The following is a 14,190-nucleotide window of genomic DNA, read 5'->3' as shown; positions in this document are numbered from 1 at the left end:
TCAAATGGTTATTTATCGACGACACTCCGTCGAGTTCAAGTTCAACGTGTAACGCGAGGCGTTAATGACGTTTCGCGTTATTGGGGGTAGGTTGAAGAGCGCTGTCTCTAACTCGGGTTTTCGTTCGGCCTCGGTCCATTCCGCTACCTCGTGTGAAGAATCTGCAAGCGGTATCGAACCGTTGAACTATTAGGTTCCCCCACAGTTCCCGTGCCTGCACGCATCGAGAAGGACCAGGTGGTGAACTCGAATGACTCGCCTGGTCCAACGTGTGTGCGCTCGGCGCGTGGTTTAACCCTTATAAGACTTGCCGGTCACAGCCTCAGCGTTTCGCTCGTGCAGCCCGCAGGCCGTTCAAGATCACGATGACTTCGGCGACTTCGTGTACCAACACGACGGCGGCCAAGCCCAGTACACCGCTGATCGCCAGTGGCATCAACACGATGATGATGGCCAGAGACAGCACGATGTTTTGGTTGATGATCCTGCTGCCTCGGCGGGCGTGCTGCAGCGCCTGCGGGATCAGCCGGAGGTCGTGGCCAGTGAAGGCGACGTCAGCGGACTCGATCGCGGCGTCAGAGCCGGTTGCTCCCATCGCAATGCCCACCGTTGCGCCCGCCAGTGCCGGCGCGTCGTTGATGCCGTCGCCGATCATCGCCGTCGGCGTCTTGGAGGAGAGTTCGGCGACGATGCTTGCCTTGTCCTCCGGTCGCAGCTCGGCGCGCACGTCGTCGATTCCGGCGATTTCAGCCAGCGCCCGGGCGGTGCGAGTGTTATCGCCGGTGAGCATGCTCACTTCCACGTCGTTGTCGTGCAGGGACTGCACGGCATCGGGCACCTCGGGCCGCAACTCGTCGCGCACCCCGATCGCCCCGGCGAGAGCGTCATCGACGGTGACTAGGACGCAGGTCTGGCCTTCGGACTCCATGCGCTCAACGTCCGCCTTCAGTGGCCCGGCGTCGATCCATCGGGGGCTGCCGACCAGCACCCGTCGGCCTTCGACGGTGCCGCCGATGCCATGACCGGCTTCCTCGCTGATATCCAAGGCGGTGGGCGCTTCGGGCTCCGCTGCCACGATCGCCGCGGCGAGGGGGTGCGTCGATTGCTGCTCAACCGCCGCCGCGAAGGAAAGCACCTGCGCCCGATCGAATCCGTCTGCCGGGACCACTCCGGTAACCTCGGGCTGGTTGCGGGTAAGGGTTCCGGTCTTGTCTACCGCTAGGTGACGGATGCCGCCGAGTCGCTCGAACGCCGCGCCGGACTTGATGACTACTCCGAACTGGCTGGCCGCGCCGATCGCGGCCACGACCGTCAGCGGCACGGAGATTGCCAGCGCGCACGGCGACGCTGCGACCAGGACCACCAGCGCACGGGTGATCCAAGTCTCGGGGTCGCCCAACAGCGAGCCGATCACGCCGACCAGCACCGCCAGGATCATCACCCCGGGCACTAGGGGTTGGGCAATTCGGTCGGCGATCCGGGCGCGGTCACCCTTCTCCGCCTGCGCCTGCTCGACGAGGTCGACGAGTGTGGTCAGCGAGTTGTCCGTTCCAGCTGCGGTCGTCTCGACCTCCAGCACACCGGCGGAGTTGATCGCTCCCGCGGGTACCTCGTCGCCGGGCGCAACCTCCTCCGGAATGGATTCTCCGGTGATCGCTGAGGTGTCAAGGCTGGAGCGTCCGGACCGAATGATGCCGTCCGTGGCGATCCGCTCCCCGGGGCGTACGACCATTAGCTCGCCAACCTCAAGGTCCTTCGCAGCGACCTCGGCCGTCGTACCGTCGCGCAGCACGGTCGCGGTTTGCGGTACCAGCTTCAACAGTGCCCGCAGTCCGCCTTGGGCCCGGTCCATCGCCTTGTCTTCAAGCGCCTCGGCGATCGAGTACAGGAACGCCAGCGCCGCGGCCTCTCCGACGAAACCAAGGATCACCGCGCCGACCGCGCTGATCGTCATAAGCAAGCCAATGCCGAGCTTGCGCTTCGTGACAAGGTTCCGGATCGCTCCAGGTGCGAACGTGTAAGCGCCCAACAGCAGGCCAAGCCAATACAGTACCGTTGCGGGCGTCTCCAAGTCGGACCAGTCCAGCGCCAGTCCTGTAATGAGGGCTACGCCGGAGAAGATCGGTAGCAGTAGCTCGGGGTCCTTCCACCATGGCCGATCGAGCTCTTCGATCTCCGTGGCGGGTTCGTGTTCGCATCCACATGCTGAACTCATGCGTCCGTTCCTTTCTCGCCGCAGCCGGGCACCGAGCACTCGGTGTCGATGCAGGGGGCATTCTCGTCGACGGCCAGCGTCGCGTTGACCAGCGCTTCGAGCGCCGCCGCGAGGTGCGGATCGGCAATTTCGTAGCGGGTCTTACGGCCCTCCGGCTCAGCGACGACGATGCCACAATCGCGTAGGCAGGACAGGTGGTTCGAGACGTTCGAGCGGGTCAGATCCAAGCTTTGCGAAATCTCGGCCGGGTAGCCCGGACCGTCGAGTAGGGTCATCAGGATTCGGGAACGCGTCGGATCAGCCATGGCCCGGCCGAGCCGGTTCATGACGTCGAGGCGCGAAGCAATAGTCAGCATGTGCTGAACAATACAACGTGTGTTGAACTATTCAAAATGCACTGAACTGACGGTTCCGCGAAGGTCCTGCGACCTGCAGGAATTAGTCGATGGGATAGCAGATGACTGATCCTTTGTGGTTCGGCTGCCACCCAACGCGGGAGCGACGTGATCGGCGGGGTCAGTTCAGCATTCGAATCAACGACCAGTGGCGGATCTGTTTTCGGTGGTCCGCCGCGGGGCCAGAGGAGGTTGAGATCGTTGACTACCACTGACAAGCTCCCTCCGGTTCACCCCGGTGAGATCCTCATGGAGGACTTTCTCAAGGAAATGGGGATCACCCAGCACAAGCTCGCCGTCTCCATTGGCGTTCCGCCCCGCCGGATCAACGAGATTGTCCACGGAAAGCGGGCTGTAACCGCGGACACTGCTCTTCGCTTGGCTAAGTTCTTCGGAATGAGCCCCCAGTTCTGGCTCGGGTTACAGGCTCAATATGACTTGGACGTGGCGGAAGACAAGATCCTCTCGGAAATCGAGCGGATTCAACCGGTCCAAGCTGTCTCAGCGTAGCGGTTACCCGAACCAGGTCCGTCAGCGTGAGGATATGCACGCGGATGGTTCGAACTAGGAAATTTGGGGCTGCCGTCGCGTGGACTTGAGTTCCGAGCGCCGCTTTTTCGCTTCGAGACGGCGTCGCACCGAGCTCTGCGTCGGCTTGGTCCTGCGCCGCGGGGGAGGAAGCGGAGCGAGCGCCTCACGCAAGAGGGCGGCCATGCGCTCTCGCGCCTCGGTGCGGTTACGGACCTGCGAGCGCTGCGTCGACGCGCTCACGGTGAGCACTGTGCCGTCCAGGCGGTGTTCGAGGTTGTGAAGGACGCGGCGACGCTGGGCGTCGGAAAGCGATGAGCACGTAGCGATATCGACGGAAAGCTGCACTTTGCTGTCCGTAGTATTGACGCCTTGGCCACCTGGTCCCGACGACTTCGCGAACCGCTCCGTCAGGTCGGCGGCGACGATGACCAGACCCCCGGGGATCCCTGGGCCAGGCGCGATGGTCAGGTCGTTCATACCGCCCAGCTTAGTTAGAGTTGCTTCCGGATCAGACCCGCCGTGCGAGATCAGGGTAGTGTACGACCACTCCGTCACCGTCGACCTCCAACTCGACGTCGACTCCCCGTGTTCCGCTTTCGTATCGGACAGTTTCAGCATCGACGGAGCTGTAGTACTGGTCTGATGCGATCACCTGGAGGGACGGCATATCAATCCAAGCCATGATCAGTTGCGTTTTCGGAACCTGAGTCTCAAGCAGCGTCAAGCGACGAATAGGCATTGTGTTGGTGAGAGGGCACAGACCGAGATCGCAATCGAGTGCGGCTTTCAGGTCGGCTGACTGGACGATACCGGGGGAGGGCAGATCTTCAGGCTGGGCACCCTCTTCATTGGTTTCCGCCGACCACACGCCTTGCTCGGACCTAAACAGCTCGAGGCTTCGCCCCCATCCGTCGCCTTCAACGTTCACCGTCACACGTTCGGTCACCCAGTTCTCCGCGGCGCGCAGCTCCCACGTGGCCTCGTATCCATCGCCGTATTGCACTCCGGAAGCGGTCAAACCGGCTCCTAAAAAATGAACTGCGGCCTCGTTCCGGATGAGGGGAGTCTCGACATGCTCCCACTTATACGTGCGCTCCATGGTGAGGAATTTACCACGCTTGATGGTGCGAAAAGGCAGGTAGCTTTCGATTTGGACCGCGTACCGAGGAGGAGGCTTACCGGCAGAATGGTGTACTTCGTAAGCCCGCGGCGCAGAAGAATTCCATGAATGAGAGCAGGGCCAACGTGCCCGTTGCCGTCTGCAAAGGGATGAATCGTTTCAAACTGAGCGTGAGCAATTGCGGCCTGGATGAGAGCACCGTGCGAAGCGCCATCGAGGTAAAGACATAAGTCGTCCACGAGATCATGGACTAGGCCTGGGGGCGCTGGGATGAACTCGGCCCCAATGGGTGTGTGGTTACTTCCACCAATCCAGTTCTGAATAGTGCGAAGACCAGTGGGGATAGAGCCCTTCTCCCCCATCAACTCTCTTTGGAGCTTTTCAAGAAGGCCGATGGAGATGTTGGTTCGGTGGCAAAGCTCTTCTCAATGGAACACAGAACGGTGAGGTTACGCGCAACCTCTTCCGCGCTTTCCTTAAAGCCGCGGACTTCCTCCTTTTGGGCGAGTTCCGCGAGGACAACCTTGTCGACGTTGGGCGCAATACCTTTAATGCGTGAGGAAGAAATGGTCTCAGAACGCATGAGTAAGCGGGCCACAGACTCCAACTGGCCAGAAGCAGCATGACGGTTGCGATCCAAGATCTCTCGCTCGATACGTGCTGCCCGGCTGGTGAGCTCTGGGGAAAACTCCATGCCTTATTTACAAAATGGTCAGGGACATAGACCTAAAAAGGGCCTCCGGCCTTATCGCGCCGGGGAATGCCGGAGCCTGATTCGGGGATCCAGCTCTCGGTAACGTAGTGAGGCTTGTAGAGGCTATCCATTCGTCAGACAGCAAATGAGTGGTTGGATAACTCTTATCCAACCACTCATTGCGGTTTATGCGCTAGATAAAGCTTAAACATACGGGGTTTCAGGGCCATAATTTGGCCTCAATGAGAATATCAATGACACCTCAATGGGAAGATCAATGAGAACTCTTGTCATTGAAGAGGAATGAAGTTAGCATTGAGCCGTCATTGTTAACATTGAGGGCGGGTATTCATCGTGAACAATTGGTCCGAGAATCAGCTGAGAGAGCTATTGGCTGAGCTTGAGTTGCGCGGCGGTGATTCAACAACAGTCGAGGTCAAAACCGCTCAAGGGGGCATTCCGGACTCTCTACCGCAGACATTGTGCGCGTTCGCAAACATGCCGAGTGGCGGCCTTATCATTCTCGGTGTCAATGAGAAGGAAGGATTCATTGTCACTGGCATTGAGAATCCTTCGGAGATGGAGGCTGCTCTGGCCTCGCAGGCGCGTCATGCCATCACTCCTCCAGTCACAGTGCATACCGACAGTGTGGCAATAGATGGCACGCATGTCGTGATTGCGGAGGTTACGGGTCTTCCGATTATTGATAAGCCTGCTATCTACAGGGGAGAAGCGTATCTTCGAATGGCTGATGGGGACTACCGTATGAGTGCCTCGGAGCTGCGCATGATGGACGTGGCAAAGCTGCATGCCGAAGAGGCAGTGTCCTATGACACGACGATTGTGGAAGGCACGAGCCTTGCAGACCTAGATAGCGACGTGGTGCAAGATTTCTTGGTTCAGGCGCGGAAAAAGAATCGGCGACTATCGGGACTTACTCAAGATGAGGACGTCTTACGGGCGCTAGCGGTGACGACCGCGACTGGAGAGCTGACGCTTGCTGGCCTGTATGCGCTGGGTTTCTATCCCCAAGGGCATTTTCCCTCCTTAGCAGTAACGGTGGCGCAAAGGCTACCAAATGGTTCGAAGCACGGGCGAGTGTTGGGGTTGGAGACCTTTGAGGGGCCCGTTCCGGTGCTGTTGAACTCGGTAATGGGATGGGTAAGGCAACGTTTAGCCGCCGTACGGCGATATCGAGAGGATGGATCAATGGTGGAAGTTCCTGAACTTCCCCTTCCGGCCATTCGAGAGGCCGTGGCTAATGCATTGGTGCACCGTGATCTTGGGCCAAATACGTTGGGTGCGGGTAAATCGATTGATGTCCGCCTATTACCGGACAAGATGGTTATCTCCAGTCCAGGAGGCCTACGGGATCTGACGGTTGAACAGCTGAAGTCGAGAGATCTGGCGCGCCAGGAGATTAACCAGCGGCTCTATAGACTGTGCCGATATCTCAAAGCAGACGATGGCTCTTTTGTTATTGAGGGCGAAGGCGGCGGCGTGCAGCTCATGCTGGATGCCGCGCGAGAGCAAGGACTACCGGAGCCTGACCTGATAGATTCTGGCGTGCAATTTACGGTGAAAATGTGGCGGCCGGACACTCGTGGAGAGGCCCGTATCTGGGAGCCACTACGCAAGGAGGAATCAGGCACCGGCCCGGAACGACGAGTGGATGCACCAGTGACCTTGGAACGCCTGGGTGTTAACGCCCCGCGCGTAGCGGAGGCGCTGCGTACGGCGGCACAACCGCTGTCTATCGGCGAAATAGAAACAGCCACAAACCTTACTCGAGCGCAGGTCCGATATGCGCTGAAGTCACTGGTGAAGGCACGATTCGTGCGTATGGATGGCACGCGCGGTTCACAAGCGACAACCTATGAATGGCTAGCTAACCGCGGGGCTGCAGGCGCTTAACCAGCTGATCGTGGTGGACTGCGGCAAGGCAGCCGGCGTCCACGACGCGCCGGGCTAGCTCCTTGTCCCCCATCTTGGCTGCGAAGGCCATGCCCATGGTGATGTCATGGTCGGGGCGGCCGATAAGCGTAATTTCATCGCCAGGAGTGATGCGGCCAGGCTCGATGATGCGCAGGTAGGAACCGCAATCGCCGCGCTCCGTGAAGGACTTGAGCCAACCGGGCTCGTCCATCCAGCCGGAGAAAGTGGCGCAGGGCGTGCGCGGGATAGACACTTCGAGCACGCACTCCCCCACCTGAATGCGCTGGTTGATCAGCATATTCGGCCAGGAAATCCCTTCTGTGGTGAGGTTCTCCCCGAAGTAGCCATCACGCAGCACGCGGTTGAGCGTGCCCTCCCAGTAATCGAGCTCCTCACGGGCCACGGCATACACGGCCTTCTCGGCACCACCGTGGTGGGCGTGGTCACCGATGGAATCCCCCACTACGCCGGAGCCGTCACCGTAGTTGGGCCCGGGTATCTCCAGGTCCAGGAAGGGGCGTGGCTGCTTATCGATGCCCGTGTACTCGTGCCGCCCGTGCGGCTCGGGGCGGCGGACAGCGACGTTCGTGGAGATAACCTTCATGCTCACCCATTGTGGCACACCTCACGGGCTTACAGGTCGCGATCGTGGAAGAGCGCCTCCGCAGTCACGAGGTCGTAGAAGAAGAGGCGGGGGGCGAGCGGGAGGACGTCGGCAAGCATGGGCATGTCCTCCTTGAGCAGGGGGCTTTCCATGATGATGTCATTCGCCGCAGCGCGGGAGGCTAGGGCGAAGGCATAGGAAATATAGGGCATCCAGGCCGCTGCATTGAGCTCGTCGGCGGTGTTTCCGCTGGCAAAGGCGCCCAACGCGATGAGGGTGTGGTTGACGGACATGTCAACGCCCGCGTTTTGCACCAGCGAGGCCAGTGCCGTGGCGTCCTTGCGCAGGTGCTCGATGGTGCCCAGCGCATCGAGGGCGCCGTTGTTGGCAAAGCACTCGCGCAGCGCGGCGACGCGGCCGGCCTCCCCCATCAGGTCATCGACGGGCGGTGTGGGGCTGTGAATGGTCGCAGCATTGAGCAGCATCGGGCGGGTCAGGCCATCGGCGCCGGTCTCGCGCACGGCGGTGAGCTCGGGGTTCTCGCTGGCTGAAGGATCGAGGAGAAGATCCAGGTAGCTATCGGAGCTGGACTCGGCAGTGGGCTCCAGCGGCGAGTGGAACAAGCGCGTGCGCGCAAGCGAGCGGGCCTGCTGGTTCACGCTGACGCCGGTCCGCGCTAGGGCGTGGACCGCAGCCTCCGGTTGGGCGCGCAGGCGATCGATGGTGCTGTCGAACATCGCCTGCAGCTTCGGGTTGGGGCTGCGCTGTGAGAGCACGTGAAGCGCGCGGAAGGTGTCCCAGAGCTGCTCCGGGGTCCAGTCCTTTGAGGCGAGCGCCGCCGGTGAGCCTTCCGGCGTGATCACAATAGAGGCGCTGGAGGGGCGTGCAGGGGCGGCGAGGTTGGAGGAGGCGCGGAGTTCGCGGACGTCGACAAGCAGCGAGCCATGCTCAGCAAGCTCCGCGGGCAGTTCAAACCCCTCTTCGGTGGGCGTGAGTTGGGTGGGCGCTACGGTGGGCTCGGCCAATGGCCAGGCCCAGCCTACTAAATCTGCCTGCGGTTCTGCGTTCTGCTCAATGATAATCTCATCGCCGTTGAGCAGGCCGCGGCTGACGAACGGGGACTTTCGGACAGTGGCCAGCGCCGCATAGATCAGGCTGGTGGATGCGGAAGCTTCGTACTCGACGATGCGCCGCTCCAAGCTGCGGGCCTGGTGAGCCTCGCGCTCCCCCGCCGGGAGGGAGTCCAGGTAATCTTCGTAGGACAGTGTGGACCACATGAGGAAGAGCTCAGCCGTTGGTTGCTTGCGCACGGCGTTGGCCAGCGCGGCGTTGGGGACGGCGAGGCTGGTGACCGCCTGCGTCGTCTTTGAGGTGCGCGCCAGTTCCTTGATTTTCTGCCGGCCGTCGATGGTGACGAACTTCGCCAGCGGCAGTGGGCGCGGCGAGTGGACGGTGAACATATCGTCCTGATCGAGCTGGCCGGCAAAAATCACCGGCTTATCGGAGTGCTCGGTGGGCTCCAGGCCGATGCGCTTGACGCGGCTGAACAGGGCCTCGGGCCAGACATCGAATTCCAGTTCATAGCCGGCCTCGCTGGCCACGACCTCGCGGCGCGAGACCTCGGTGTCCTCGAAGGTGCGCAGGCCCTTCTCCAACGCGATGGGTTTCTTCGGCGGGGAGGCTAACGTGTAGCTGAAGGCCGAGTGCGCGCCGAGAGCATCGATGATGCGGAAATCCATGCCGCGCGGACCGTCGTTGGTGGCGCGCATGTGGAGGCCCTCGGCGAGGGAGATGAAGCGGACGTCGACAAGCTCCTCGTCGTGCCACAGCGACACCTTGTAGCGGCCCACCCACGGGTCTTCGTAGAGGTCACCCGGGAAAGGCTCGGCGATGCCCGCGTCGAAGGTCTGCTCCGAAATCTCCTCCTGTTCGCCGCCGAGGGGCGCATAGGTGAGATCGATGCGCCACTCCCCTTCCGCAATGAGGTGCACGCGCGGCGACTTGGTGAACACGGGCTCGTTGTCGAGGCTCCGGGCGTTGGGCAGGATGGCGACGTCAAAGTCCCACTCAAAATCGCCGTGCTTGGCGACGTCCACCGGTTCCCTCTGCGGCACTCGGACCTGCTCCGGCAGCGGGCCGACTTCCCAGCCGGCCCAGATGCCCAGCGGCTCGGCATCCTCGAGCGTGCCCTGCGGCGCGATGAGGGTGGTGCGGTCATAGACGATGAAGGGTGCTTCATCGGTGATGCCGGTGAAGGTGACGGTCTCGATGAGGTCCTCATCGCCATCGCGCAGGGTTACCTCGATGCGGGTAAAAGGCCCGGGGATGCCGACTTCCAGCGGCTCTTCGGTGGCGAATTCACGCACCGAGTGGGGGCGATCGATGAAATGGGACTTGACTACCCATCGTGGGTCCGTCAGGTCCGCTTCAGGGTAGGTAGCCGGCAGCTCCAGCATGAGGATGTTGCTCCCCCGGCGCAGTGAAATCCGGGGACCCTGCTCGGCGATGTCGGTAGTGACCAACGGCGTTGTGGGAAGTGAATAAATCTCCGCGCTCATTTGCTTCATCATAGGACACCGTGGGGCCCTGTTGCCATGTCGCTGGTAGAGGGCTTGATTGTCCTAACGGTAGGACAAGTGTCCTAAGCATAGGACAGCTGGCTATAGTGGTGCTATGGACCCATTACAACTCCTCAAGAAAAGCCCGCTGAGCCTTAGCGAAATCTCGCGGCGCTCGGGAGTGTCACGAAATACGCTCAATCTGTGGTTGCGTGGGGCAGCTCAACCAAGCTTGGCCGGGTTGGAGAAGGTAATGCGCGTGCTCGGATACGAGGTTTCCGTACAGGTACACCGCATGAGCGATGCCGCCGCCGCGACAGCCGCCCGAGTTCTCCTGGGGGAGCTCAGCAGCGAAGAACCAGACGTTAAAGCCTGGATTGACCGCTTTGTGCAGTGGGGTGACGCTGCGGCCGTCGGTGGCAGCTACCAGGCTCTCATGGAACGGGCCGCGTGGGCCTCCAACCCATATGGCCGCCACGGGGCTCTCCACTTCTTACCGTCAAATCCCATAACGATTGCTTCAGCGGTTGATGCGAGTGGGCAAACTTGGGCGATGTCGGGTGCTTTTGCAGCGCAACGAGTCGCGGGGCAGATCGCAGGTGAAGAAGAACCTCAATCAACATTGATCTGGTGCACAAATCCAGCAGACATCGTGTCTTCATTGCCCACTCGGATCCGTGCCAGTTCTGAGCCCGTATCTGGAGGGATCACGCTCGTGCCAGTTGCTGGTGAAGAGCTAACGGGCGCAACAAAAGAATCAGGAATACACTACGTGTCACCGCACCAGCTTGCTATCGATGCGTGCGCAGAAAACTATGTGGGAGGGGCATAGGTGATGAGAAGAGCAACGAGCCGAGTGAGCTGGGAACACCATGAGCGGCCGCACGTTTCGGAGTTGGGGACCGACCGTGCGTTATTTCGATTAACCAAGCAACTTCCTGACTTGGTGTGGAATGCCGCCGCGCTGGAAGGAAACACGTTTACCCTCCCAGAAGTCCGTACGTTGCTCGATGGCGTCACGGTGGGTGGAAAGGCGCTTGCTGAACAGCAACAGATCTTGGACTTGTCAGAAGCTTTCAACCTGCTCCATGAGCTGGTCCTCAAAGAGGAATGTGCGGTGGATAAAGCCACCAGTAACGCACTCCATGCCGTGCTAGCAAGGAACGAGGCCCTGGACGCTGGTCTTTTCCGTGGTGAAGGCCATGTGGAGGGAGATGGCGGTGGAGTGCGGCTCATGGATGGCGGGTTCATCCCTTTCGACCCTGCTGATGAATTGGGTGAAGCTCATGCCGATTTGCTGGTCTCCCTTCAAGGTCTTGAAAACCCAGTCGAGCAAGCGTTGGCCTATTTCTGCTCTGCCACGCGTAGCCAGTTTTACTTCGATGGAAACAAGCGAACCGCACGGCTTGTGGCGTCAGGTCTCTTGATGAGCAATGGCTACGCAGCACTTAATATCCCTAATGCGAGAAGGCTGGAATTCAACCTTGCCCTCGATGAACTGTTCCGATCCGATGACGCTACGACCTTGATGGACTTCCTGTATGACTGCCTAGAGGAGTCCTCCCAGTAAGCGCAGTAGGCCCTCCGCTTCCGAAGCGGAGGGCCTACGTGGGGGCTGAATGCTCAGCGCATCCTTTAGTGCATAGTGCTGTAGTGCTTAGCGGAACATCTTCTGCAGAGCGGAGAAGTCAGCCTTGACCACGCCGACAGACTGCAGGAATGCGGCGATGGCGCCGAGCAGGGCAGCCACAACGCCTGCGCCCAAGAAGCCGGCGCCGACGGGGTGGCGTGGCTAAAAGGAACAGAGTGGACGACACCAGCGGACTTGTTGTGGTCAATTGCCTGCTCGGAGATTTCTTCAGGGAGTGGCCGTATGGGGACTTGCCCAGAACACTGTTGACGTCGGCAAGCACTGCGTGGACACCATAAAAACGACAAACGGTGAACCCCAGGAGGTGGGATTCACCGTGGTGAGTGAATGGGCAGATTATGCCATCTGCAGCGTGGTCACGCAGGTACCGCCTTCGTCAGAGGTATCCAGGGGAACCTCGCCGGTCTTGCCGTCCTGCTCGATGGTGATGGTGCCCTTCTTGTCGGCCGGCAGCCAGTAGCCAATGAAGCCGTTGTCGAACGTCGTGGTGTCTTCGTTGACTAGCTCATTTCCTTCGTCATCCGTGATGGTGACGTGGATGTCTTCCTGGCTGAGCTCACCGGTGCAGGTGGTCAGGGAGTGGTTGAAGCAGTCGTGCGTACGGGAGAGGTACGGCGCAATAGAGAGGTAGAACTTGTCCTCCGGCAGCGGCAGGGAGGCCTGACCCTGTTCAGTAGCGAGGATGAGCTCGTTCGGGCGCACGGATGCGAGGAGATCGCTATTGCGCTCGTCCTTGGACTGGCGGTCCAGCTTGTCCACGATTTCCTGGCCATCCAACCCTTCGAGATCGAACTCGGCGAGGATCTCCTCGGCAGGCACCTGTTGGATGTCGGTGCTGGAAGCGGCGCTTTTCGAGGCTTCACTCGGTACGGGGCTGTCAGTAGAGCAAGAGGACAGGGTGATGGCTGCGGCGCAGGCAGTGGTGAGGGCGATGAGGCGTTTCATAAGTCTTCCGAATGGGTCCGATTGTGTTTACTCAAGCCTATACCCCACCCGGGTATCTATCAATGGAATGAGAGAAGGATCATCTTTTCGTGCTACGCAGGTTAAACTCTCCCCTATGTCTGATACTTCGGCCGCAACTCTGCCGCCCTGCCCCGAATGCTCCTCTGAGTACACCTACGAGATGCCGCCGCTTATCGTCTGCCCGGAGTGTGCGCACGAGTTCTCCGCCGACTCTGCTGATGCTTCGGCCTCGGAAGGAAGCGAACCGACCATCGTCGACTCCGTGGGCAACGCGCTTGCTGACGGCGACACGGTCACCATCACCAAAACCCTTAAGGTCAAGGGCGCGCAGCAGCCGCTGAAGGCCGGCACGAAGGTGCGCGGCATCCGCCTGAACTTCGACGCCGGCACCGGCCAGGAAGACCACAACATTGATTGCCGGATTGATGGTTTTGGCGCGATGAAGCTGAAGCCTGCTGTGGTGAAGAAGGTTTAGTAGTGAAGACGATGTAGGGCTACCCCAGGACTTTTACTGGTCCCGACTTGGGTCATGGGGTGGGTGAGCACCGACTTGCTTGAGACCGCTGCCTTTTGTCAGACGCCTCCTGCAGGTCGATGGAGGCGCGCAGACGTTGCGCGCTGCGAGGGGAGCAAAGAAGGTAATCCGCTTCGCGAAGATGCGTACAGTGTTCTACGGGAACGGTCGTTGTGTCCCGACTTAGGTCATCGGGCAGGTGCCGCAACGTCACTCTTGACGCTGCTACCTTGCATTTTTCGACGGCGGGGTGGAGTTGTTCCGCACCAATTTGGCCTAAGTCGGGTTGGTAGTGAAGACGACGTAGAGGTACCCCCAAGACTTGTATTGGTGGTCGTCACTGTGGCGAGGGAAAGACAGCAAAACCTTGAGACTGGGCAGCGGCGTGGAGCTGTTTGTCGTAGGTGAAAAAGGTCAGGGTGAGGCCAGCGTCGCGGAGAAGACAGGCGCTCGCCAGGTGGATGGCATCCAGGGAGCGAACGCCGGTCAGCGAGCAAGCTCGACGAATGACCTCATCGCTGATGCCAAATTTGGAGACCCCCTCCGTGAACTTCCGGTAACCGGCGCCGGTGAGGCCACTGCGCTGCCACACTTTAGATAACTCGATGTCAATGAGTGCAGAAGAAAACAGTTGCTGGCCTTCAAGGAGTGCAGCGACTTCGGAGCTTTCGCGCTCGGGCAAGGCCAACTTCGCTAGTGCCGAAGTGTCGACGTAGATCATCACAAGCGGTCTTCCCTATCCAGTAGCGATACAACGTCTGTCCCGGAAGGCAGATAGTCTGTGGTGCTTGGCTGTGAGTAAGGCTTCGGGTTGTGGCTCAGGATTCCGGCAGCTACTAACTGCTCCACGGGGCTATCTAGAGATGAAATGGGAACAACGCGAGCAATGGGCCGATTGCGGTCGGTGATGACCACGCTTTGACCTGTAGCGGCAACTTCGCGAACGATGTGGCCAGAACGCTGGTTGAGTTCGCGCAAAGAAATGTTGGTCATTGCTCCAACCGCCT

Annotated in this window: 16 protein-coding genes and 1 pseudogene; 6 read left to right on the top strand and 11 right to left on the bottom strand. The window is 60.2% G+C overall.

What is annotated here, in order from left to right:
• Positions 1 to 322 precede the first annotated feature (322 nt).
• Positions 323 to 2,215, bottom strand: coding sequence for a heavy metal translocating P-type ATPase (locus HMPREF2565_RS06525; RefSeq protein ID WP_016423157.1), 1,893 nt, complete (start codon positions 2,213 to 2,215; stop codon positions 323 to 325).
• The gene (locus HMPREF2565_RS06520) at positions 2,212 to 2,571 is read right to left on the bottom strand and encodes a Cd(II)/Pb(II)-sensing metalloregulatory transcriptional regulator CmtR (protein ID WP_005530797.1); all 360 of its coding nucleotides are present in this window, start codon (positions 2,569 to 2,571) and stop codon (positions 2,212 to 2,214) included. The genes HMPREF2565_RS06525 and HMPREF2565_RS06520 overlap by 4 nt, the downstream gene beginning before the upstream one ends.
• Positions 2,572 to 2,720: 149 nt before the next feature.
• On the opposite strand from HMPREF2565_RS06520, the pseudogene HMPREF2565_RS13395 reads away from it, so the two are divergent.
• Together HMPREF2565_RS13395 and HMPREF2565_RS06515 are read left to right on the top strand one after the other, a co-directional pair.
• Positions 2,721 to 2,825, top strand: a pseudogene (locus HMPREF2565_RS13395) (type II toxin-antitoxin system RelE/ParE family toxin); the annotation flags it as partial.
• Entirely contained in the window at positions 2,812 to 3,120 is a 309-nt protein-coding gene (locus HMPREF2565_RS06515) for a HigA family addiction module antitoxin (protein WP_083279048.1), read from the top strand. The pseudogene HMPREF2565_RS13395 and the gene HMPREF2565_RS06515, both read left to right, overlap by 14 nt.
• Positions 3,121 to 3,174: 54 nt before the next feature.
• Here the strand turns inward: HMPREF2565_RS06515 and arfB are convergent, their stop codons facing one another.
• Genes arfB through HMPREF2565_RS14215 form a run of 4 tightly spaced genes read right to left on the bottom strand, consistent with a single transcriptional unit; the run spans position 3,175 to position 4,955 of the window.
• Positions 3,175 to 3,618: an alternative ribosome rescue aminoacyl-tRNA hydrolase ArfB gene (gene arfB, locus HMPREF2565_RS06510; protein ID WP_070517628.1), complete on the bottom strand. Its 444-nt coding sequence runs from the start codon at positions 3,616 to 3,618 to the stop codon at positions 3,175 to 3,177.
• A gap of 31 nt (positions 3,619 to 3,649) precedes the next feature.
• Complete coding sequence (locus HMPREF2565_RS06505; protein WP_198531135.1) at positions 3,650 to 4,240, bottom strand: putative glycolipid-binding domain-containing protein; 591 nt, start codon at positions 4,238 to 4,240, stop codon at positions 3,650 to 3,652.
• Entirely contained in the window at positions 4,168 to 4,623 is a 456-nt protein-coding gene (locus tag HMPREF2565_RS14220) for a Fic family protein (protein ID WP_118783645.1), read from the bottom strand. Before HMPREF2565_RS14220 ends, HMPREF2565_RS06505 begins: the two co-directional genes overlap by 73 nt.
• The gene (locus HMPREF2565_RS14215; protein ID WP_070547153.1) at positions 4,623 to 4,955 is read right to left on the bottom strand and encodes a hypothetical protein; all 333 of its coding nucleotides are present in this window, start codon (positions 4,953 to 4,955) and stop codon (positions 4,623 to 4,625) included. The genes HMPREF2565_RS14220 and HMPREF2565_RS14215 overlap by 1 nt, the downstream gene beginning before the upstream one ends.
• A 354-nt stretch (positions 4,956 to 5,309) precedes the next feature.
• On the opposite strand from HMPREF2565_RS14215, the gene HMPREF2565_RS06495 reads away from it, so the two are divergent.
• Positions 5,310 to 6,869 carry an ATP-binding protein gene (locus HMPREF2565_RS06495; RefSeq protein WP_062036601.1) on the top strand — a complete coding sequence of 520 codons (1,560 nt, stop codon included), beginning with the start codon at positions 5,310 to 5,312 and terminating at the stop codon, positions 6,867 to 6,869.
• Here HMPREF2565_RS06495 and HMPREF2565_RS06490 read toward each other — a convergent pair.
• Both HMPREF2565_RS06490 and HMPREF2565_RS06485 read right to left on the bottom strand, forming a co-directional pair.
• Complete coding sequence (locus tag HMPREF2565_RS06490) at positions 6,844 to 7,494, bottom strand: MOSC domain-containing protein (protein ID WP_070681738.1); 651 nt, start codon at positions 7,492 to 7,494, stop codon at positions 6,844 to 6,846. The two genes, HMPREF2565_RS06495 and HMPREF2565_RS06490, sit on opposite strands and share 26 nt — an antisense overlap.
• A 29-nt stretch (positions 7,495 to 7,523) precedes the next feature.
• On the bottom strand, positions 7,524 to 10,052 hold the full coding sequence (locus HMPREF2565_RS06485) for a hypothetical protein (RefSeq protein WP_071407046.1): 2,529 nt from the start codon (positions 10,050 to 10,052) through the stop codon (positions 7,524 to 7,526).
• Between the two features lie 115 nt (positions 10,053 to 10,167).
• Here HMPREF2565_RS06485 and HMPREF2565_RS13705 point away from each other — a divergent pair, with 115 nt between their 5' ends.
• Both HMPREF2565_RS13705 and HMPREF2565_RS06475 read left to right on the top strand, forming a co-directional pair.
• Positions 10,168 to 10,884: a helix-turn-helix domain-containing protein gene (locus tag HMPREF2565_RS13705; RefSeq protein ID WP_070681741.1), complete on the top strand. Its 717-nt coding sequence runs from the start codon at positions 10,168 to 10,170 to the stop codon at positions 10,882 to 10,884.
• A 24-nt stretch (positions 10,885 to 10,908) separates the two neighbouring features.
• Entirely contained in the window at positions 10,909 to 11,622 is a 714-nt protein-coding gene (locus tag HMPREF2565_RS06475) for a Fic family protein (protein ID WP_232761076.1), read from the top strand.
• A gap of 417 nt (positions 11,623 to 12,039) precedes the next feature.
• Here HMPREF2565_RS06475 and HMPREF2565_RS06470 read toward each other — a convergent pair whose 3' ends face one another.
• Positions 12,040 to 12,648, bottom strand: a complete 609-nt coding sequence (locus tag HMPREF2565_RS06470) for a CueP family metal-binding protein (protein ID WP_070517622.1) — start codon at positions 12,646 to 12,648, stop codon at positions 12,040 to 12,042.
• Between the two features lie 115 nt (positions 12,649 to 12,763).
• Between HMPREF2565_RS06470 and HMPREF2565_RS06465 the strand changes: the two genes are divergently transcribed.
• Positions 12,764 to 13,144, top strand: coding sequence for a zinc ribbon domain-containing protein YjdM (locus HMPREF2565_RS06465; protein ID WP_049154826.1), 381 nt, complete (start codon positions 12,764 to 12,766; stop codon positions 13,142 to 13,144).
• 376 nt (positions 13,145 to 13,520) lie between these two features.
• Here the strand turns inward: HMPREF2565_RS06465 and HMPREF2565_RS06460 are convergent, their stop codons facing one another.
• A complete protein-coding gene (locus tag HMPREF2565_RS06460) occupies positions 13,521 to 13,904 on the bottom strand; it encodes a type II toxin-antitoxin system VapC family toxin (protein WP_071407045.1) in 384 nt (127 codons plus the stop codon).
• On the bottom strand, positions 13,904 to 14,176 hold the full coding sequence (locus HMPREF2565_RS06455; RefSeq protein ID WP_049154824.1) for a type II toxin-antitoxin system Phd/YefM family antitoxin: 273 nt from the start codon (positions 14,174 to 14,176) through the stop codon (positions 13,904 to 13,906). Before HMPREF2565_RS06455 ends, HMPREF2565_RS06460 begins: the two co-directional genes overlap by 1 nt.
• Positions 14,177 to 14,190 lie beyond the last annotated feature (14 nt).

The organism is Corynebacterium sp. HMSC072A04, assembly GCF_001809235.1.
GTDB classification, from domain to species: Bacteria; Actinomycetota; Actinomycetes; order Mycobacteriales; family Mycobacteriaceae; genus Corynebacterium; species Corynebacterium hiratae.
Note: the sequence above shows the minus strand (reverse complement) of the source record. Positions and strands in the feature narration are given on the sequence as shown.